General features: G+C 26.8%; 14 protein-coding genes and 1 other annotated feature. Of the genes, 12 read left to right on the top strand and 2 right to left on the bottom strand.

From position 1 onward, the window contains the following. Positions 1 to 7 precede the first annotated feature (7 nt). From asrC to HMPREF1092_RS13810, 6 genes are all read left to right on the top strand, one after another. On the top strand, positions 8 to 1,021 hold the full coding sequence (gene asrC, locus HMPREF1092_RS13835; protein WP_002599285.1) for a sulfite reductase subunit C: 1,014 nt from the start codon (positions 8 to 10) through the stop codon (positions 1,019 to 1,021). 49 nt (positions 1,022 to 1,070) lie between these two features. After that, on the top strand, positions 1,071 to 2,768 hold the full coding sequence (locus HMPREF1092_RS13830; RefSeq protein ID WP_002599284.1) for a ferredoxin hydrogenase: 1,698 nt from the start codon (positions 1,071 to 1,073) through the stop codon (positions 2,766 to 2,768). 97 nt (positions 2,769 to 2,865) lie between these two features. Beyond that, a complete protein-coding gene (locus HMPREF1092_RS13825; RefSeq protein ID WP_002599283.1) occupies positions 2,866 to 4,935 on the top strand; it encodes a molybdopterin oxidoreductase family protein in 2,070 nt (689 codons plus the stop codon). Between the two features lie 11 nt (positions 4,936 to 4,946). After that, positions 4,947 to 5,357, top strand: coding sequence for a 4Fe-4S dicluster domain-containing protein (locus tag HMPREF1092_RS13820; RefSeq protein ID WP_002599282.1), 411 nt, complete (start codon positions 4,947 to 4,949; stop codon positions 5,355 to 5,357). 623 nt (positions 5,358 to 5,980) lie between these two features. Continuing rightward, complete coding sequence (locus HMPREF1092_RS13815; protein ID WP_081606340.1) at positions 5,981 to 7,423, top strand: sugar porter family MFS transporter; 1,443 nt, start codon at positions 5,981 to 5,983, stop codon at positions 7,421 to 7,423. Positions 7,424 to 7,808: 385 nt separating this feature from the next. Further along, positions 7,809 to 8,561 (top strand): DeoR/GlpR family DNA-binding transcription regulator, encoded by a 753-nt coding sequence (locus tag HMPREF1092_RS13810; RefSeq protein WP_040414450.1) that lies wholly within the window; start codon positions 7,809 to 7,811, stop codon positions 8,559 to 8,561. 99 nt (positions 8,562 to 8,660) lie between these two features. Here HMPREF1092_RS13810 and HMPREF1092_RS13805 read toward each other — a convergent pair whose 3' ends face one another. Further along, on the bottom strand, positions 8,661 to 9,560 hold the full coding sequence (locus HMPREF1092_RS13805) for a glycyl-radical enzyme activating protein (RefSeq protein WP_002599279.1): 900 nt from the start codon (positions 9,558 to 9,560) through the stop codon (positions 8,661 to 8,663). 131 nt (positions 9,561 to 9,691) lie between these two features. On the opposite strand from HMPREF1092_RS13805, the gene HMPREF1092_RS13800 reads away from it, so the two are divergent. The 5 genes from HMPREF1092_RS13800 (at position 9,692) to HMPREF1092_RS13780 (ending at position 16,851) form a co-directional block, all read left to right on the top strand. After that, positions 9,692 to 12,100 carry a glycyl radical protein gene (locus HMPREF1092_RS13800; protein ID WP_002599278.1) on the top strand — a complete coding sequence of 803 codons (2,409 nt, stop codon included), beginning with the start codon at positions 9,692 to 9,694 and terminating at the stop codon, positions 12,098 to 12,100. Positions 12,101 to 12,112: 12 nt separating this feature from the next. Then, on the top strand, positions 12,113 to 12,790 hold the full coding sequence (locus tag HMPREF1092_RS13795; RefSeq protein WP_002599277.1) for a fructose-6-phosphate aldolase: 678 nt from the start codon (positions 12,113 to 12,115) through the stop codon (positions 12,788 to 12,790). A 204-nt stretch (positions 12,791 to 12,994) separates the two neighbouring features. After that, entirely contained in the window at positions 12,995 to 13,483 is a 489-nt protein-coding gene (locus tag HMPREF1092_RS13790) for a MarR family transcriptional regulator (RefSeq protein ID WP_002599276.1), read from the top strand. Positions 13,484 to 13,699: 216 nt separating this feature from the next. Beyond that, complete coding sequence (locus HMPREF1092_RS13785; protein ID WP_002599275.1) at positions 13,700 to 14,938, top strand: MFS transporter; 1,239 nt, start codon at positions 13,700 to 13,702, stop codon at positions 14,936 to 14,938. 887 nt (positions 14,939 to 15,825) lie between these two features. Beyond that, on the top strand, positions 15,826 to 16,851 hold the full coding sequence (locus HMPREF1092_RS13780) for a HoxN/HupN/NixA family nickel/cobalt transporter (protein WP_002599274.1): 1,026 nt from the start codon (positions 15,826 to 15,828) through the stop codon (positions 16,849 to 16,851). 237 nt (positions 16,852 to 17,088) lie between these two features. Here the strand turns inward: HMPREF1092_RS13780 and HMPREF1092_RS13775 are convergent, their stop codons facing one another. Then, the gene (locus HMPREF1092_RS13775) at positions 17,089 to 18,420 is read right to left on the bottom strand and encodes an APC family permease (RefSeq protein WP_002599273.1); all 1,332 of its coding nucleotides are present in this window, start codon (positions 18,418 to 18,420) and stop codon (positions 17,089 to 17,091) included. A 188-nt stretch (positions 18,421 to 18,608) separates the two neighbouring features. Next, positions 18,609 to 18,875, bottom strand: a binding site (T-box leader). A 493-nt stretch (positions 18,876 to 19,368) separates the two neighbouring features. Here HMPREF1092_RS13775 and HMPREF1092_RS13770 point away from each other — a divergent pair. After that, positions 19,369 to 20,748 carry an MATE family efflux transporter gene (locus tag HMPREF1092_RS13770; RefSeq protein ID WP_002599272.1) on the top strand — a complete coding sequence of 460 codons (1,380 nt, stop codon included), beginning with the start codon at positions 19,369 to 19,371 and terminating at the stop codon, positions 20,746 to 20,748. Positions 20,749 to 20,820: the final 72 nt, after the last annotated feature.

The raw sequence follows: 20,820 nt of genomic DNA, 5'->3' as shown, positions 1-20,820 counted from the left end.
GATATAAATGAACAAAGACATAAATGTAGATGAACTTCGTGCTAATTGCTTTCGTCAATCAAAAATTCCAGGAGAATTTATGTTTCAAATGAGAGTTCCAGGAGGAACTACAGATGCTAAATATTTAAGCTTAGTACAAGAAATAGCTTTTAAATATGGTAATGGTAAATTTCATTTTGGGACAAGACAAACTTTTAATATTCCAGGTATAAAATATGAAAATGTAGAAAAAGTAAATGCTTTAGTAAAAGATTATATAAAACAAATAGAAATTGAAGAATGTAATGTTGATATGGAATCAAATGAATTAGGATATCCAGCATTAGGTGCAAGAAATATTTGTGCTTGTGTTGGTGGAGACCATTGCATAAAAGCAAATATAAAAACTGTAGCTTTAGCAAAAAAAATAGAAAAATTAATTTATCCAAGTCATTATCATATAAAAGTTAATATAGTTGGTTGTCCAAATGACTGTAATAAAGCTCATATGACTGATTTTGGAGTTTATGGTGTTACATTACCTCAATATAATTATGACAGATGTGTTGTTTGTGGAGCTTGTGTAAGAGCTTGTAAAGCTCATTCAACAGGAGCATTACAAGAAGTTAATGGAAGGATAGTTATAAATAGAGATATTTGTATAGGATGTGGAGAATGTACAGATGTTTGTCCATCAAGAGCTTTAACTAGATATGATAAAAAATTGTATAGAGTAACTTTAGGTGGAAGAACTAGTAAGAAGAATCCTAGAATTGGAAAAGTGTTTGTTGATTATGTTACAGAAGATGTACTTTTAGGAATATTTAAAAATTGGATTCCTTTCTCAAAAGAAATATTAAATAATACTCCTATTTATATGCATGGTGGACATTTAATAGATATGGCTGGTTATAACAAAGTAAAAGAAATATTATTCAAAGATGTTAATTTTAATGAAGAAGCAAAAGTTGCTGAAAGAATGAATTGGAGTGAAGTAGAATATAAAAGCAATATTAACGTAAAATTCGTTAAAAAAGCATAGATTGTTATTTACTTTTAAAAATAATATTTTTTATGGAGGAATTAAGTTGATGAAAACTATAAAGATAAATGGTAAAGAGTACATTGCTAATGAAAATGAAAGTATTTTAAGTGTAGCCAAGAGAAATAATATAGATATTCAAACTTTATGTTATATAGAAGAATGCATGAATATGTCTCACTGTGGAGTGTGTTTAGTTGAAATAGAAGGAAAAGAAGATTTAGTTAAGTCTTGTTCTACTATTGCAGAAGATGGAATGTCAATTAGAACAAATAATGAAAGAGTTCAAAAAGCTGTAAAAGAGAGAGTTTCAGAATTATTAGATAAACATAATTTTAAATGTGGAGAGTGTAAAAGAAAAGGCAATTGTGAATTCTTTGATATTGTTGTAAAAACTAATGCTAAAAAATCAGAATTTATAGATTATTCAGATGTAGAAATAGATGATAGAAGTAAAGCAATAGTATATGATAGAACAAAATGTATTCATTGTGATAGATGTGTAACTAACTGTAATAATAAAAGCGGAACTTATGCTGTTAGATTTGAAAATTGGGATAAGTCATTTGATGATACAAATTGTATATTATGTGGTCAATGTGTAACTACTTGTCCAGTAGATGCTTTATATGAAAAATCTCATATAGAAAGAGTAAAGAATGCTTTAAAAGACCCAAATAAACATGTAATAATTGCTATGGCTCCTTCAGTTAGAACAGCTTTAGGTGAAGTTTTTGATATGGGATTTGGAGTTGATGTTACAAAAAAAGTTTATACTGCATTAAGAAAAATAGGCTTCAAAAAAATATTTGATGTAAACTTTGGTGCAGATATGACAATAGTTGAGGAAAGTACAGAATTAATTGAAAGAATAAAAAAAGGTGGACCTTTCCCTATGTATACATCTTGTTGTCCGGGATGGATAAGATTAGTTGAAAATTATTATCCAGAGTTACTAGATAATATTTCAAGTGCTAAATCTCCTCAACAAATGTTTGGAGCTGCTACTAAAACTTATTACCCATCTATATCTGGAATAAATCCAAAAGATGTTTTTACAGTTTCAATCATGCCTTGTACAGCTAAAAAATTTGAAGTTGATAGAGATGAAATGGTTAATAGAGGATTAAGAAATATAGATGCTTCTTTAACAACTAGAGAACTTGGAAGATTAATAAAAGAATATAAAATAGATTTTAATTCTCTTGAGGAAAGTGAAGTAGATTTAGCAATGGGAGAATATACAGGAGCTGGAACTATCTTTGGAGCTACTGGAGGAGTAATGGAAGCTGCTTTAAGAACAACTAAAGACTTAGTAGAAGGAATTTGTCTTGAAAATGTTGATTATGAAGAAGTAAGAGGATTAGATAATATTAAAGAAGCTACTGTAACTATTGGTGGAGTTGATTATAACATAGCAGTAATAAATGGAGCTGTTAATTTTGTTGAATTTCAAAAAAGCGGATTAATGGATAAAAAACAATATCACTTTATAGAAGTAATGGCTTGCTCTGGAGGATGTGTAAATGGTGGAGGACAACCTTTCGTTAGTTCAAAAGTGCGAGAAAAAGTAAATTTTAGAAAATTAAGAGCAAGTGTTTTATATAATCAAGATGAAAATTTAACTTATAGAAAATCTCATAAAAATAAATCATTAATGAAAATGTATGAAAATTATATAGGAGAACCTGGTGGAGAAATAGCACATGAACTTTTCCATGTACATTACAATAGAAAAAATAATTAAATTTTAGTTTTATATATTTTAATTAGAAAATTTATATAAAATAAGGCTTAATTTAATATAGCCTCATTTATTGATTAGATAAAAAGGGGGATTAGTTATGAAAATTATACAGTCAACTTGTAATTACTGTGCTATAGCTTGTAATTTAGATTTTTATGTTGAAGATGATAAAATAGTAAAAATACATCCAACAGAAAATCATCCAATAAATAATGGGTCCTGTTGTATAAAAGGATTAAATCTTGATAAACAAACAAGTAAATATAAGACAGAAAAATCTCCATTACTTAGAGGAAAAGATGGTAAATTTAAGTCAATAGAATGGGATGAAGCTTTCAAATTAATGAGCGAAAAGATTAAAGAAAATCAAAATAAATATGGTAAAGAAAGCTTCGCTTATTTAAGTACAGGACAATTAACAACAGAAAAGATGGCTTTATTAGGACACATAGGTAGAAATTTTTTAGGAGGAAATGGTGATGGAAATACAAGACTTTGTATGGCTAGTGCTGTTGTAGCCTATAAGCAAAGTTTTGGGTTTGATGCTCCACCTTATGCTTTAAAAGATATAGAATTATCAGATACTATAATTTTGATAGGTTCAAATCCAGTTTTAGCACATCCTATAATATGGGAAAAAATCGAAAATAATAAAAAAGCTAAATTAATAGTTGTTGATCCAAGAAAATCAGAAAGTGCTAAAAACGCAGATTTATGGATTGATATAAAGCCTAAAGGAGATTTAGTTTTATTTTATACATTAGCCAATGTGATTATAGAAAAAAATTGGATAGATAAACATTATATCGATAATTTTACGGAAGATTATGAAAGCTTTAAGGAATTTGTAAAAAAATTCTCTTTAGATAAAGTTGAAGAGAAAACTGGAATATCACCTGAAAGAGTTTTAGAGCTAGCTGAAATAATATATAAAGGAAAAAAAGTTTCTTTTTGGTGGACTATGGGAGTTAATCAAAGTTATCAAGCAGTTAGAACAGCTCAAGCAATTATAAATTTGGCTCTTATTACTGGGAATATTGGAAAACCAGGTACAGGAGCTAATTCCCTTACTGGTCAATGTAATGCAATGGGTTCAAGGTTATTTAGTAATACAACTTGTTTATATGGTGGAGGAGCATATAATAATTTAGAAGAAAGAAAGAGAATTTCTAATATTTTAGGTATAGAAGAAGATATGTTACCATCAAAGCCAACCTTAGCCTATGATGAGATAATAGGAAAAATTAATTCTGGAGAAATTAAAGTTCTTTGGGTTGTATCAACAAATCCAAGACATTCATGGAGTAATAATAAAACTTTTGAAGAAGCTATAAAAAAATTAGATTTATTTATTGTACAAGATTTATATAAAGATACAGATAGTGCTAAGATTTGTGGTTTATATTTACCAGCAGTTCCAGCACTCAAAGATGAAGGATTTTTTATAAATACAGAAAGAAGATTAACAGGAGTACAACCTGTATTATCTAAAAAAGAGTATGAAAAAACAGATTATGAGATATTCTTAGGAGTTGGACAAGCTTTAGGAATGGGAAAACTTTTAGAAAAGTGGAAGACACCAAGAGATGCTTTTGAGTTATTAAAGAAATGTTCTGAAGGTCAGCCTTGTGATATAACAGGAGTAGAATATGATGATTTAAAAAATTCTAAAGGAATACAATGGCCTTTAAAGAAGGGTGAAAAGCTAACATCTGATGAGAGAAGACTTTTTGCGGATAATAAGTTTTATAGAGAAAATGGAAAAGCTAAATTTATATTTGAAGATATTTTAGAAAATCCAGTTCATGAAACAAAAGAATTCCCTTATGTATTAAATACGGGAAGAGCAACTGTTGGACAATGGCATACTCAAACTAGAACTAGAGAAATACCAGCAGTTTCAATTATAACTCCTAAAAAAGCTTATATATATATAAATATTGAAGATGCGAAAAAATTAAATATAAAGTCAGGAGAAGAAGTAACTGTGAAATCAATTAATGGTGAAAAAAGTACATTTACAGCTAGATTAACAGATGATATAAAGCCAGGAAATTTTTATTCATCTCATCATTATATAGAAACAAATAACCTAACACCATCAGTATTTGATAATTATTCAAGAGAGCCTTCTTATAAGACAGTGGCAGTAAGAATAGAGAAATAGGAGGATAAGCTATGAAAAGAATTAAAATTTGTAGAAGTAAGTGTATAGGTTGTTTAACTTGTACAGCTGCTTGTATGATTGCACATGAAGATAATGAAAGTCGTAGCAGAATAGTTTTAGATAAGAATGGAAAATATAATCCTATTTTTTGCAAAGAATGTAAAAGCCCAGAGTGTAGTTTTGTTTGTCCTACTGGAGCTATGCATAAAGAAAAAGATAGTGAACTTATATATTATGATAAAGAAAAGTGTGTAAGCTGCTATATGTGCATAATGGCTTGTCCTTATGGAGTTCTAAAAGCAGGAGAAACTCATCATAAGCAAATAATGAAATGTGATATGTGTAAAGATACTCCAGAGCATTCACCTAGATGTGTAGCAAAATGCCCAATGGGAGCAATAACATTAGAAGATGAAGTATAATTTAATAAGAATTATTTATTTAAGTTTGGAGGTAAAATTATTTAAATATAGAAAATTAAACTAGCATAATTTGCTAGTTTAATTTTTTTATATAGATGTTTATTATATAGATGTAATATAGTTTTAAAATTAAATTATAAAGATATATAAATTTTATTAAATTAAAGGAATGGTTCTAAGTCTTTAATTATAAGCATATTAGAGTACTGATTTCTTTATAAAATATATATTATTAAATTATTATAAAACAATACTAATATATTATTAAAATTTTTAAAATTAAACCAACAATTAAACTAAATTTAAAACTAGTATACTAACTAGAACATTTGTGAAAAAGTTTTCACGAGAAAATTTAATTATTAATTTGTTAGTAAAAAACGATATTAATTAAGATTTATTTAAAAAAGTATATTCATAATTATATTAAAAGTGCTTTTTTAGTATTAAAAATAATGAACAAATATATAGTATAACAAAAAAAATTAAAAAAATTGGTTTATTCTGCCTTTAGTAAGCACTTGATTTCTCTATAGGCGTGTATATAATAGGAGATGAAAATGAAAATGTTTACCTCGGAATGTTTCTATTCGAAGTGAAAATGTTTACTTTTTAAAGTTTCTATTCAAATTAAAAAACGAAAGGATAAGATTATTATGTCTAAACAACAAAATAAAAATACTCACTCATTAAACAGTAATGTTATTTTTGTTATTGGTGCACTTGGTGGATTATTATTTGGATTTGATACTGGTATTATTTCTGGTGCATCACCACTTATTGAAAAAGCATTACATTTAACAATTTCAGAAATTAGTTTTGTAACATCAGCAGTACTTATTGGTTCTTGTGTAGGAGCTTTAACTATTGGTGGATTATCTGATAAATATGGACGTAAATTGCTTTTATTTATCTCTTCAATACTTTTTATAATTGGGGCTTTAATGTCAGCTTTTGCTCCTAATTTTGTAGTTATCGTAATAGCTAGAATTATTTTAGGTTTAGCTGTTGGTTCTGCATCTGCACTAACACCAGCTTATTTAGCAGAGCTTGCTCCTAAGGAAAGACGTGGTTCTTTAGAAACCCTTTTCCAACTTATGATTACTGCAGGAATTTTACTTGCATATATGGCAAACATTGGTTTTCTTCATCACAATATTGCAGGTTGGGCAGATTGGAGATGGATGCTTGCAACAGCATTTATTCCAGCTTTAGCTTTATTTATTGGTAGTATAATTCTTCCTGAATCACCTCGTTTTCTTATTCGTGTAGGTAGAGTTGAAGAATCACATAAAGTATTAACACAATTAAGACCAGATTATACTTCTGAACAAATAGAAGGTGAACTTCGTGATATACAAAATGCTGACTCTGAAGTACACAAAGGTGGTGTAAAAGAGTTATTTACTATAGCTAGACCAGCACTTGTGGCTGCTATCGGTATTATGTTATTTCAACAATTAGTTGGTATTAATTCTGTTATTTATTATTTACCACAAGTTTTTATAGAAGGATTCCATTTCTCAGCTAGTTCAGCAATTTGGATTTCAGTAGGTATAGGTGTAGTAAACTTCTTATCAACAATTGTAGCTACTATAATTATGGATAAATTTCCACGTAAGAAACTACTAATATGGGGTGCTTTCGTAATGGGAGTTTCACTAGCTATACTTAGTGTTATTAACTATACAATTAATATTGAGACAGCTGCTACATATACTATAATTCTTATTGCAATTTATATTTTTGGATTTGCTGTTTCATGGGGACCTATCGCTTGGGTACTTATTGGTGAAATATTCCCATTAAGTGTTCGTGGAGTAGGATCTTCATTTGGATCTGCAGCAAACTGGTTAGGAAATTTTATAGTAACACAATTCTTCCTAATTATTCTTGCTCTTTTCCATAATAACGTTGGTGGACCTTTTGGAATTTTTGCAATCTTCTCTTTCCTTGCTATTCCATTTGTTATGCGTTTTGTTCCAGAAACTCATGGTAAATCACTTGAACAAATTCAAGATGAGTTATTAGAAGGATCAAAGACAAAACATAAAGATGCAAAATAGATATACACTTATAAATTCAATATTAATTTATTCAATATATTAAATAGAAAAAGCAGATAGTATTTTATCTGCTTTTTCTTTATTAAAATTTATTTATTAAAAATAGAATTGCTACTTTAGATATATTATAATGTATGAAAAGTCATGAAGAATATAAAGTTCAAGAATTAATACAAAATATTAAGAGAGGAATATTTACAAAAGTAATTTGTATATTTGTAAAACGTTTGAAAAATATAAATTATTTATGTTATCATTATAAGAAATCTATATTTAACATATAAATTATAATTTTATATTAGATACTGTATAATATTAATTTAAATTAGATTAGTTAAGTAATATTGTATTAAGGAAAAGAGTGATGAAATAATATATGACTAAAATGTTGGATAGGCATAGTAAAATTTTAAAGTTATTAACTGAAAATAAAAAAGTAGAAGTTACTAAATTATCTGAATTATTAGATGTATCTCAAGTAACTATTCGTAAGGATTTAATAAATTTAGAAAATAAAGGGCTAATAATTAGAGAGCATGGTTTTGCAACACTAAATTCAAGTGATGATATTAATAATAGATTAGCATATAACTATGAAATTAAAGGGAGAATCGCTCAAATAGCTTCAGAGTTAGTTAATGATGGTGAAACTATTATGATAGAATCAGGGTCTTGTTGTGCACTTCTTGCTTTAGAAATAGCAAAAACAAAAAAAGATATAACAATAATTACAAATTCAGCTTTCATCTCTGAATATATAAGAAAATATCCTAATATAAAGATTATCTTATTAGGTGGAGAATATCAAAAAGAGTCTCAAGTAATGGTTGGGCCTATTACAAAAAGCTGTGTTCAGAATTTCTTTGTAGATAAATTGTTTATAGGTACTGATGGGTTCTCAAAAAATTCAGGTTTTACAGGAAAAGATTATATGAGAAGTGAAACTGTACGAGATATGGCAAATCAAGCTAATAATGTAATTATTCTTACTGAATCAACTAAATTTTCTCAAAAGGGAGTAGTTAATTTAATTACTATTGATTTAATTAGTTCAGTTATAACTGATGAGAATATACCAAAAGAATATGAAGATTATTTATCTAGTAAAGATATAGAAGTAAAAAAAGTAGAATATTAAAGCTCACTCTGAAACAGAGGTTTCAGAGTGAGCTTTTTATATTTAATTAAAATATTTATATAAGTTAAAATTAAGGATTTAATTAATAATATTAGCTTGTTAGAAAAAACAATTTAAGCCTTTATCAATGAATATATTTTTATAATTTTCTAATGTTTCAGGTCTTAAAGGTTTTATATCTTTTAGTTCATATGTTTTGTTAAGCATATCATACTTTTTTTCTCCAAACTGATGAAATGGCAGAAGTTGTACATTTTTTACTCCAATAGACTTTAATAAGTCTGATAATTGATAAGCATCTTCTAATGAACTATTAAATTCAGGGATAACTGGAATTCTTATTAAAATATTTATTTTATGTTCAATAGCCCATTTTAAATTTTTAATAATCAAGTCATTATAAACTCCAGTTCCTTCAAAATGTTTGTTACGGTCATAATGTTTAACATCAAATAATAATAAATCAAACAATATAGCTAATTCTTTAAATAAATTATGTTCAATGTACCCTGTTGTTTCAATAGCTATATGAATATTTTCTTTTTTTAAATATAAAACTAATTCTTTTAAAAAATCTGGTTGGCACATTCCTTCTCCACCAGAGATTGTTACTCCTCCATTTGATTCTTCATAAAAATCTTTATCTTTAAGACATTCATATATAACTTCTTTAATTTCTTTATAATTTCCTTCATTTTCAATAGCTTTATTAGGGCAAATTGAAACACATTTTAAGCAGCCAATGCATTTTTTATTATCTATAGTTATTTTATTATCACTTAAACTAAGGGCATTTTGATTACAGTTAGAGACGCAGGTTTTACATTTTGAACATTTAGATTCATCAAAATGTATTTCTATATTATTTAATTGTGATTCAGGATTAGAGCACCATTTACATTTTAAAGGACATCCTTTAAAAAATACTGTAGTTCTTATTCCAGGTCCGTCATGAATACTAAATTTTTGAATGTTAAATATTATACCTTTATTCTCCATATAAATTCCTCCTAAATTTATATTATTTTAATATTTTATTGACATTTATATCTAATATGATACCATAATATTATAAATGAAACTATAATTAGTTTCGAATGAAACTTAAAAATGTTTTAGGGGGAATAGTGATGAAGAATTATTTTGGTAATTTGACTGAAAGAATGAATGATTTTCGTGAAGAGTTATTAGAAACTAAAGCATCTATTGATGCAACAAGAGCTGTTATTACTACTGAAGCTTATAAGCAACATGCAGATAAACCAATAATTGTAAAAAGAGCTTATATGTTAAAAAATATTTTAGAAAAAATGCCTATATTTATTGAAAAGCAAACATTAATTGTTGGTAATCAAGCAAAAGCTAATAGAGCTGCACCAATTTTCCCAGAATACGCTATGGATTGGGTAATAAGAGAGTTAGATGAATTTGAAAAAAGAGATGGAGATGTTTTTTATATTGATGAAGAGACTAAAGAAGAACTTAGAAATATAGCTCCATATTGGGAACATAATACAACTCTTGATAAAGGATTAGCCAACATTCCTCCAAGCAGTAGAATATTATATGATTTAGGTATTATTAAAGCAGAAGGAAATATTACTAGTGGTGATGCACATATTGCAGTTGATTATGGGCGTATTATGAAAAAAGGATTAAAAGAATACGAAGAAAGAACTATTATTGCAAGGGATGCATTAGACCTTACAGATTTTAATAATATAAAAAAATATCATTTTTATGAAGCAATACTAATCGTACTTGATGCAGTTAAAATATTTGCTAAAAGATATTCTGAATTAGCAAAAAATATGGCAAAAGAAGAAAGTAATCTAACTAGAAAAGCTGAGCTAATAGAAATTGCTAGAATAGCAGAAAAAGTTCCATATGAACCATCAAATAGTTTTTATGAAGCAGTTCAATCAATGTGGTTTGTTCATTTAATTCTTCAAATTGAATCTAATGGACATTCATTATCATATGGTAGAATGGACCAATACCTATATCCATATTTAGAAAGAGATTTAGAAAGTGGAAATATTACTGAAGATAAAGCTGTTGAATTATTAACAAATTTATGGATTAAAACATTCACAATTAATAAAGTAAGAAGTTGGTCTCATACACAATTTAGTGCTGGATCACCTCTATATCAAAATGTTACAATTGGTGGACAAACTATAGATAAAAAAGATGCAGTTAATAAATTATCTTATTTAATTTTAAAATCTGTTGCTCAAACAAAATTACCTCAGCCTAATTTAACTGTTAGATATCATAGAGGTTTAGATGATAAATTTATGAATGAAGCAATTGAAGTTCTTAAATTAGGAACTGGAATGCCTGCTTTTAATTCAGATGAAGTTATTATTCCTTCATTTATTGAAAAAGGTGTTACAGAAGAAGATGCTTATAACTATAGTGCAATTGGATGTGTGGAAGTTGCTGTTCCTGGTAAATGGGGATATCGCTGTACAGGAATGAGTTTTATAAATTTTCCTAAAACATTATTAATTGCAATGAATGAAGGAGTTGATCCTGCTAGTAAAACTAAATTAGTTGAAGGATTAACACATTTTAATAATATGGAAAGTTATGAAGATTTAAAAGAAGCTTGGGATATAACTATTCGTGAATTTACTAAGCACAGTGTTATTATTGAAAATTGTTGTGATTTAGTTTTAGAAGATGATGTACCAGATGTTTTATGTAGTGCTTTAACTGAAGATTGTATTGGTAGAGGTAAACCTTTAAAAGAGGGTGGAGCTATATATGACTTTATTTCAGGATTACAAGTAGGTATTGCAAATTTAGCTGATTCTCTTGCTGCAATTAAAAAATTAGTATTTGAAGAAAAGAAAATTTCTACAACAGAACTATGGAATGCTTTAATGGAAGACTTTGAAAGTGATAAAGGTAAGATAATTCAAAAAGCATTAATTGAGGATGCTCCTAAATATGGTAATGATGATGATTATGTAGATAATTTAGTTGTTGATGCTTATAACACTTATATAGATGAGGTTAAAAAGTATCCAAATACAAGATATGGAAGAGGGCCAATTGGAGGAGTTAGATATGCAGGGACTTCATCAATTTCAGCAAATGTAGGTCAAGGAAAAGGTACTTTAGCTACTCCAGATGGACGTAATGCAGGAACTCCTCTTGCTGAAGGATGTTCTCCATCACATGCAATGGATAAAAATGGGCCAACTGCTGTGTTTAAGACAGTTTCTAAGCTACCAACTCATGAAATTACAGGAGGAGTATTATTAAATCAAAAAGTTACTCCTAATATGTTATCTACAGAGGAAAATAAAATTAAATTAGCTATGTTAATTAGAACATTTTTTAATAGATTAGAAGGATTCCATGTGCAATATAATGTAGTTTCTAGAGATACTTTATTAGATGCTCAAGAGAATCCTGAAAAACACCGTGATTTAATAGTTCGTGTAGCTGGATATTCTGCATTTTTTAATGTGCTATCAAAGCAAACACAAGATGATATTATTGAAAGAACAGAACAAACATTGTAAGGAGATAATGATATGAAATTTATTATTGATGACGCAAATATTGAATCAATTAAAAATATATATGAGTATTTTCCAGTAGATGGAGTAACTTCTAATCCAACTATATTAGCAAAGACTGGAAGAAATCCATTTGAAGTATTAAAAGAGATAAGAGAATTTATTGGAAAGGATGCAGAGCTTCATGTTCAAGTTATATCTAAAAAAGCAGAAGATATGTTAGAAGAGGCAGAATGTATTCTAAAAGAATTAGGTTATAATACATTTATTAAAATTCCTGTTACAAGAGAAGGTTTAAAAGCAATTAAAGAATTAAAAGCAAAAGGTGTTAATATTACAGCAACTGCTATATACACTTCTATGCAAGCATATTTAGCAGGAAAAGCAGGAGCAGATTATGCAGCACCATATATTAATAGAATTGATAATTTAGGATTTGATGGTATTGAAATTGCAAAAGAAATTCATGACATATTTAAAAAGAATGGATTAAAATGTGAAGTATTAGGAGCTAGTTTTAAAAACTCTAAACAAGTACTAGAATTAGCTAAATATGGAGTAGGAGCTTCAACAGTAAGTCCTACTGTTATTGAAGGATTAATAAAAAATGATACTGTTACCTGTGCAGTAGATGTTTTTACTAAAGATTTTGAAAAATTATGTGGTGAAAATAAAACAATGAAAAATATTTAATTGATGATTAAAATATTATAATTTTTAAAATTGAATATAAATAAGTTTTATTTTAAAGGAATTAGAAAAGTAATTATATTTTAAAAGCTGTTTTCTATATTAAATAGAGATCAGCTTTTTTATATGGATTATTAGAGATTGTTGAAATAGAAACAATAATTTAATATAATATTGTTAATTCATTAACGGTTGGGAGGATAGGCTATGAACAAAGAAGAGCAAGTCATGGCAGGGTTTTGGGATTTATTTAATAAGAAGATTTGGCTTGATGCATTTAAGATGAAAAAAAGTCTTAAAGATTATAAGCCTTCTGAAATACATTGTATTGAATATATTGGAAGAAATATAGATTCTAATGTAACAAAACTTGCAGAGTCTTTTTATATGACTAGAAGTGCTATAAGTAAAATAACTAAAAAATTAATAGAAAAAGATCTTATAGAAAGCTATCAGAAGGAAGGAAATAAAAAGGAAATATATTTTAGGCTTACTAAGAAGGGTAAATCAATTAATAAAATCCATGAAAAACTACACAACGAGTTTCAAGAAAGAGATAAGTTTGTATTTGAAGGTATAACTGAAGAGCAATTAGATATTATGATTAGATTTGCAGAAAACTATAATAATCATTTAGATGAAGAAATAAATAAATTAGGTGTAGATATGAAAACAGAAGGGTATGATAAATTATAGTTTATCAAAATCAATTTATATAATGGTATAGAATATGAAATTATTTAAATGTTTTGCTATATCAAATAAATCTGAAAGATAAATAAAATAATATGCAGCAAACTCTATTGAGAGTAGGCTGCATTTTTATTTTTATTTTTTTGTTGACAAGGAAACAAAATTGAGATATTATTTTTGTTGACAAGGAAACAAAAATAATTTGAGAGGAGAATTTAAGTGTTTAAATCTAAATCATATAATGAACATAAAATAGATAAACAAACTATAGATAAAAAGGCTTTAATATTTGGTCTTATGTCTGTATTTCTTTGTGGAATGGGTTTTAGTATTATAGCACCTGTTGTACCATTTTTAGTACAACCTTATATAAGTAATCAAGGAGAACAAGCTATAGTTGTTACTTTATTGACTTCTGTTTATGCAGTTTGTGTGTTTTTTGCAGCACCTGGGCTTGGAGCTTTAAGTGATAGATATGGACGTAGACCAATATTATTAGTATGCCTTTTGGGATCTGCAATAGGATACTTAGTTTTTGGAATAGGAGGAGCTTTATGGGTATTATTTGCTGGTAGAATAATAGATGGTATAACAGGTGGGAATATAAGTACCATATTTGCATATTTTGCTGATATAACTCCTAGAGAACAAAGAACAAAATATTTTGGGTGGATTAGCGCAGTGGCAGGAGTAGGAACAGTACTTGGACCTACTATAGGTGGATTACTTGCTAAATTTGGTTATTCTGTACCAATGTATTTTGGAGCAATAATAACTTTAATAAATTTAGTTTATGGAATTTTCTATATGCCTGAGAGCCTTGATAATAATAATAGATTAAAAAAGATTACTTTTGTAAGACTAAATCCATTTACACAACTTATAAGTGTGCTTTCTATAAAAAATTTAAAAAGATTACTTATTTCAGGCTTTTTACTTTGGATAACTAGTGGATCATTTCAGGCTCTTTTTTCACAATTTACAATGAATACTTTTAATTGGACACCTGCAATAATAGGACTTATACTTTCAATTATGGGAATTCAAGATATAATTTCACAAGGATTTATAATGCCAAAGCTTTTAATTAAGCTTAGTGATATAAAAATAACTGTTCTTGGAATGGTATCAGAAATTATAGGATATGCCTTTATTGCAGCATCAGGTTTATTAGCATTCTATCCTCTTTTTATAATTGGAATGTTTATATTTGGTTTTGGAGATTCAATAATTGGGCCTTCATTTAATGGAATGATATCTAAGTCTGTAAATGATAGTGAGCAAGGAAGAATTCAAGGAGGTAGCCAATCTATTCAATCATTAGCGAGAATAATTGGACCTATAATTGGAGGACAAATTTATGTAGCATTTGGTCATTCATCTTTTGCTTTTATGGGGATTATTCTCATAGTAATAGCAATAGCAATTTTATATAAGAATGTAAGAGTAAAGATATAAATTATTTAATGATTTAAGAAATTAAATATTTTATTTTTAATTATAAATAGAATAATCACAAATCTTGAATATATATTTTAGAGTTTATCTAATAGATTTTTAGTTTTATTTTTAATATAAAAGTATATATTTTAAGTTGATAAAATAGTTAGATAAAATTTTATAATAATAGGTTTAAAATAAAAAAAATAGATTAGAAATTAGTATTTTCTAATCTATTTTTTTATTTAAAGTACTAATAAATCTTAAAATATTTGCTTATGAAAATTTAAATAAACATATATTAAATGAATTATAGTAAGTATATTTAAGGAAATTATCTACTTATTAAAAAATAAAATAGGATTTTTATGGTATAATGAGCCGTTTTTGAGGGAAATATTGATTTAGATTTAGTTATTTTTAGTCATAATATTAGTTTAAATTTTACAATAACAAAATTTAAACTAATAAATAATTAAAATAGAAAAGTAAGTAAATATACATAAATTAAATTATTTAGAATATTTGTAATGATATTACTATTTATTTTAGACTTAAATAATTAAAAAATAAAATAAAAAATTTAAAAACAAAAGCTTCATTATTAATTTTTTTATAAATTTTGCCTGTAAATATTAATAAAAAAAGTTAAAAAAAAATATAATTTGAATTTTTTAATAGGTAAATTGTAAGAAAGTTAATTTTGGATTATACTTATTACAGCTTCAACTTGTAGCCAATTTTTATATAATTTTCTTTATTTTTTGGAATTATTTATTTTTTGAAATGAAAAATTATAAAATAATTATTATTAAAATATTTTTATATTTATAAATTTAGAAAATTGTATATAATCAATAAAATTAAATTATGTACGCTAAGTGCAGTGAAAGGAATGATTTTTTATGCGTAACAGTAGTCCAAACTGGAAAGTGGATGCGATAAAATATGGAGCATTCATAATTTTTATGTTTATCTGTGGAGGAATATTTCTTGCAACTGGAGTCTTTAAGTTTCCAACACTTTTAGGAATGGGAGTGATATCTTTAACTTTTGGACTTGCACATGCATTCGATTGTGACCATATAGCATGTATTGATAATATGACTCGTAAGTTAGTTCAAAAAGGAGGAAAAACTAGAGGAGCTGGATTCTTCTTTTCATTAGGACATTCAACTGTAGTTATGCTTATGGGAATAGCAACAATTTTTGCTGTTAACTGGGCAAAGAAAGCAATACCTCAATTTCAAGCTGTTGGAGGAGTTATAGGTACTGTAATTTCAGCTGTATTTTTATTACTTCTTGCTATTGCTAACTTTATTATATTAAAAGATGTAGTAAAAACGTTTAAAAGTATGAAAAATGGTACATATGTTGAGGAAAGTCTTGAGAGACCAAATACAAATTACATAAATAGAACGATAAATCACATACTTAACATAGCTAATAAAAATTGGCATATATATATTATAGGTTTCTTATTTGGACTTGGATTTGATACAGCAACACAAATAGCAGTTCTTGCTACATCAGCAACAGCAACAGCTCAAGGAATTCCATGGACTGCAGTAATAGCTTTCCCTATTTTATTTACTGCTGGTATGTGTCTTATGGATACATTAGATGGATTCTTTATGTCTACAGCTTATCAATGGGTTCTTACTTCACCATTAAAAAAAGTATATTACAACATGACTATTACTATCCTTTCTATATTAGCAGCAGGAGTAATAAGTATTATAGAAGTTGGACAAGTTTTTGCTATGGAAAGAGGCTTAAATAATGGTTTTTGGGGATGGCTACAAAACTTAGATTTTGGTAAGATGGGATTCACTCTTGTAGGAATGTTTATATTAGTTTGGGTTGTATCTTTAGTTTGTTGGAAAGCATTTAATTTAGATAAAAAAGACGAATTATATAAACAAATTTAAATAAAAGACTAACTAAATATTATAAATAATATATATTATTAAAAGTTTTTAAATGTAAGGAATATATGTTTAATAAGATATATTTTTATAAATAGTAAAAAACAGTTTAGAAAGGAAATCTTTCTAAACTGTTTTTTTATTTAAAACCATGTAATATACAATAACATATTCAATTGAGTTAAAAATGTAGTATTACTTATATTATAAAAATTATAATTAGTTGAAAAATATTATAGCTTAATATTTAAAATTTTTTCTTTTTAACATATAGTGATATAAAGGAATACCTACAAGTGTTATAATAAGTCCTCCAAGAGCAATAATACTTGTTTTAAGTCCAGACATAAATAACTGATTTATTGTAACAAATAAACCACCAAGTATAGCTATTAAAGGAATGATAGGATATCCAATAACTTTATAAGGTCTATCAATTTCTGGTCTTTCTTTTCTTAATTTAAATACTCCAATAAATATTAATGAATAGAATATCCATATAGTAAATATTGAGAGATTACTTAATAGACTAAATTGCCCACTTAAAGCATATAACATAGCTAAAATTGCTATAAGCCATGTAGCATTAGCTGGTACATTTTTTTTATTTACTTTTGAAAAAATTTTGCTAAATGGTAAAAGTCTATTATTTGCAAGAACAAAAGGAACTCTAGGAGCTGTCAAAATATATCCATTCAATGTTCCAAGTATAGATATTAATATACCTATATTTATAACTTGAGCACCAACATTACCAAATAATTTTTGTGCAACTAATGAAGCAGGTGTAGAATTAGCTGCTAAATCTTTAGCTGGAACTACAAGTATAAATGCTATATTAATTGCTATGTAAACAGCCATTATTATCATAAGTCCACCAATTATAGCAATTGGAAGGTCTTTTTTAGGATTTTTCATTTCTCCAGCAATATTACCTACATATATCCAACCATCATAAGCAAAAAGTGTTGCAACTAATACTTGTCCAAGTACTGAAGCAAAACTAAGATTATGTCCTAAAAATGGTGTCATTATGTTAGAGGCATGTTTATTATTAATAAATCCAAAAGCTATTATAAGAACAATAGGTATAAGTTTACCTACTGTAGAAATAATTTGTACAAAACCTCCTGTTTTTGAACCAAAAAGATTTAAAATTACTATAAATATGATTATACCTATAGCAATAGGAATTTTTAAATTAGGACAATTAATAACTATACATGCTTGTTCTGCAAAAAGTATAGAAAGAGCAGCAATGACACTAGGAAAATATAAAATAGTTTGCATCCATGCTGTTAAATATGAAAGCTTTTCTCCATAAATTTCTCGCATATATACCATCATTCCACCAGTTTCAGGGAATAAAGCTGAAATTTCAGTAGCAGTTAAACCTGCTGCAATAGTTATAATTCCACCTAATATCCAAGCAAAAATACCTAAGCCAGGTGCTCCGCCTGTAGCTTTAAAAATTTGTTGAGGCATAAAAAATACACCAGAACCTATTACAAGTCCAATTACTGTAGATAATGCTGCCCAAAATGTTATAGTTTTACTTAAATTATTCTTCACAGTACTTTCTCCTTTGTTTAAATATTTAATTAAATTAGTTTTAGAATTCTGCAACTATTTATTTAGCTAGTTTTTTTATATTTATATTTGAGTTAATAATGTAATGTTTAAAATTTTATCAAAAAACATTAAGTTTCTTAAATTATTTTAGTTAAATTTTAATTTTTTTTATAAAAAAACTCGTCCTATAATAGGACGAGTTAGTAAACTCGTTAAACCACCTATGGTTAATAATCAATATATAAATTTGACATTTTTCAAAATTTATATTGATTTTAATTTCAGATACTAACATATCCTATCTCTTAACGCGAGCTAACGTGTAAGCTTAATCAGAAATCTTTTCAGCTACCAACTCATAGGTGATTTTCATTGAAATGTAATATGCTTTTTCACCAACCAAGCACTCTCTAAAAATACAGTGAACAATTACTTTTCCTAATCAATGTCTTTTTAGGAGTATTATATAGGACAGGTTTATAAAAGTCAATTGAAAAAATAATAAAATTTTAATTCTAAATTATGTATATAGTAAGTATATATGGAATTCGAATATTAAAGAAGATTAGAATTATAGAAAGATAATTAACATAGTAATTTTTTAATAAATTTTAATTATGATATTTTATTTTAAATTAAATTTAACAAAATAGATATAATAGGAATGGATTGAATTTTAGAAAAATTAAGAATATTAAAAAGACATATAATTTATTATAAAAAATTATTATGTTTATAGTGAAAATAGTCTGTTTTATTGATTAAGCTTATGATGTATAAATTAAATTATATTTCAAAATAATTATGATTGAATTAAAAGTAATTAATTAGTAATATTAATTATGGGACAAATAGTAAAAATAATAATTTATTTAATGTAAAAGGGTATATAAAGAGAGGAGTGAGTATTTAATAAGAGCTTCGTAATGTTCTTATTAAAGATAGGAAATGTTTAAGAGTAATGTTGATTTATTGAGAGGGAATATTTTAAAATCTCTTATAATATTTGCAATACCATTATTTATATCTAATTTATTTCAACAGTTATATAACACTGTAGATATAATGATTGTAGGTAATTATTTAGGAGATACATCTTTAGCTGCAATAGGGGCTTGTGCAGCTGTTTATGAGCTTTTAATTGGATTTTCACTAGGAGTTGGAAACGGTCTTAGTATAGTAACAGCTAGAGGATATGGGTCTAGTGATGAAGATTTAGTAAAAAGATCAGTTGCAGGTTCATTAGTTATTGGAGTAGGACTAACATTTATAATAATGATTATATCAAGATTATTTTTATATCCATTATTAGAATTAGTAAATACACCTGCAAATATTATAGAAGAAACATATTCATATATTTCTGTAATTGGAATGTTTGTCGGAGTAACTTTTTTATATAATTTATGTTCAGGATTTTTACGAGCAATAGGAAATAGTATGATGCCTTTAGTTTTTCTTATAATTGCATCTATATTAAATATTGGATTAGATATTTTACTTATTACACAATTTAATATGGGAATTAGAGGAGCAGCTGTGGCTACAGTTATAGCTCAAGGAATATCAGGAATTTTATGTATTTTATATATTTACTTTAAATGTCCAATTTTAATTCCTAAGAAGGAACATTTTAAAGTTTCTAAAGAGTTATATAAGGATTTATTAGGACAAGGGTTATCTATGGGATTTATGATTTTAATAGTTTCAGTAGGAACTGTAATACTTCAAACTGCTATAAATGGGTTTGGAAATTTAATAATTGCTGGACATACTGCAGCTAGAAAGATAGGAAGTTTTGCAATGATTCCTATTAGCTCACTTGCCATAAGCCTTTCAACTTTTGTTTCTCAAAATAAAGGAGCAAATCAGGGATATAGAATAAGAAAAGCTGTATATTATTCAAATTTAATGTCAATTATATGGGGATGTATACTTGTTGTATCACTAATATTAGTAGCGCCTATTTTAGTAAAATTTTTAACAGGCTCAAGTGAAGAGATTCTTATAAATACAGGGGTTAAATATGTAGTAATAAACGCACCTTTTTATGCAGTATTAGGGATATTGTTGAATTTAAGAAATGCACTTCAAGGAATAGGAGAAAAGGTTTTACCTCTTATTTCAAGTATAATAGAATTTGTTGGGAAAATAATTTTTGTAGCAGTATTTATTCCAATGCTTCAATACTTGGGTGTAATAATTAGTGAACCAGTTATATGGTGTTTCATGTGTGCACAGCTTGCTTATGCATTTTATAGAAATCCATATATTAAAGAAAATAAAGTGGAGAAAACAGAAGAAGAGTTAGAAAAAATAATAATGTAAATGCAAAGTAATTATCTTAAGAATTTATAGATTTATAAAAATATTAAAGGAAGCATTAGAGAGAAAATAATT

Origin of the sequence: Clostridium thermobutyricum (assembly GCF_000371465.1) — a bacterium.
Classification (GTDB): domain Bacteria; phylum Bacillota; class Clostridia; order Clostridiales; family Clostridiaceae; genus Clostridium; species Clostridium thermobutyricum.
This window is presented reverse-complemented; position numbering and strand designations above follow the sequence as displayed.

Coding starts and splice junctions, on each gene's coding strand:
- HMPREF1092_RS13830 (WP_002599284.1), top strand. CDS start 1,071: ATGAAAACTATAAAGATAAATGGTAAAGAGTACATTGCTAATGAAAAT.
- HMPREF1092_RS13820 (WP_002599282.1), top strand. CDS start 4,947: ATGAAAAGAATTAAAATTTGTAGAAGTAAGTGTATAGGTTGTTTAACT.
- HMPREF1092_RS13790 (WP_002599276.1), top strand. CDS start 12,995: ATGAACAAAGAAGAGCAAGTCATGGCAGGGTTTTGGGATTTATTTAAT.
- HMPREF1092_RS13810 (WP_040414450.1), top strand. CDS start 7,809: ATGTTGGATAGGCATAGTAAAATTTTAAAGTTATTAACTGAAAATAAA.
- HMPREF1092_RS13825 (WP_002599283.1), top strand. CDS start 2,866: ATGAAAATTATACAGTCAACTTGTAATTACTGTGCTATAGCTTGTAAT.
- asrC (WP_002599285.1), top strand. CDS start 8: ATGAACAAAGACATAAATGTAGATGAACTTCGTGCTAATTGCTTTCGT.
- HMPREF1092_RS13770 (WP_002599272.1), top strand. CDS start 19,369: ATGTTTAAGAGTAATGTTGATTTATTGAGAGGGAATATTTTAAAATCT.
- HMPREF1092_RS13805 (WP_002599279.1), bottom strand. CDS start 9,560: ATGGAGAATAAAGGTATAATATTTAACATTCAAAAATTTAGTATTCAT.
- HMPREF1092_RS13780 (WP_002599274.1), top strand. CDS start 15,826: ATGCGTAACAGTAGTCCAAACTGGAAAGTGGATGCGATAAAATATGGA.
- HMPREF1092_RS13795 (WP_002599277.1), top strand. CDS start 12,113: ATGAAATTTATTATTGATGACGCAAATATTGAATCAATTAAAAATATA.
- HMPREF1092_RS13800 (WP_002599278.1), top strand. CDS start 9,692: ATGAAGAATTATTTTGGTAATTTGACTGAAAGAATGAATGATTTTCGT.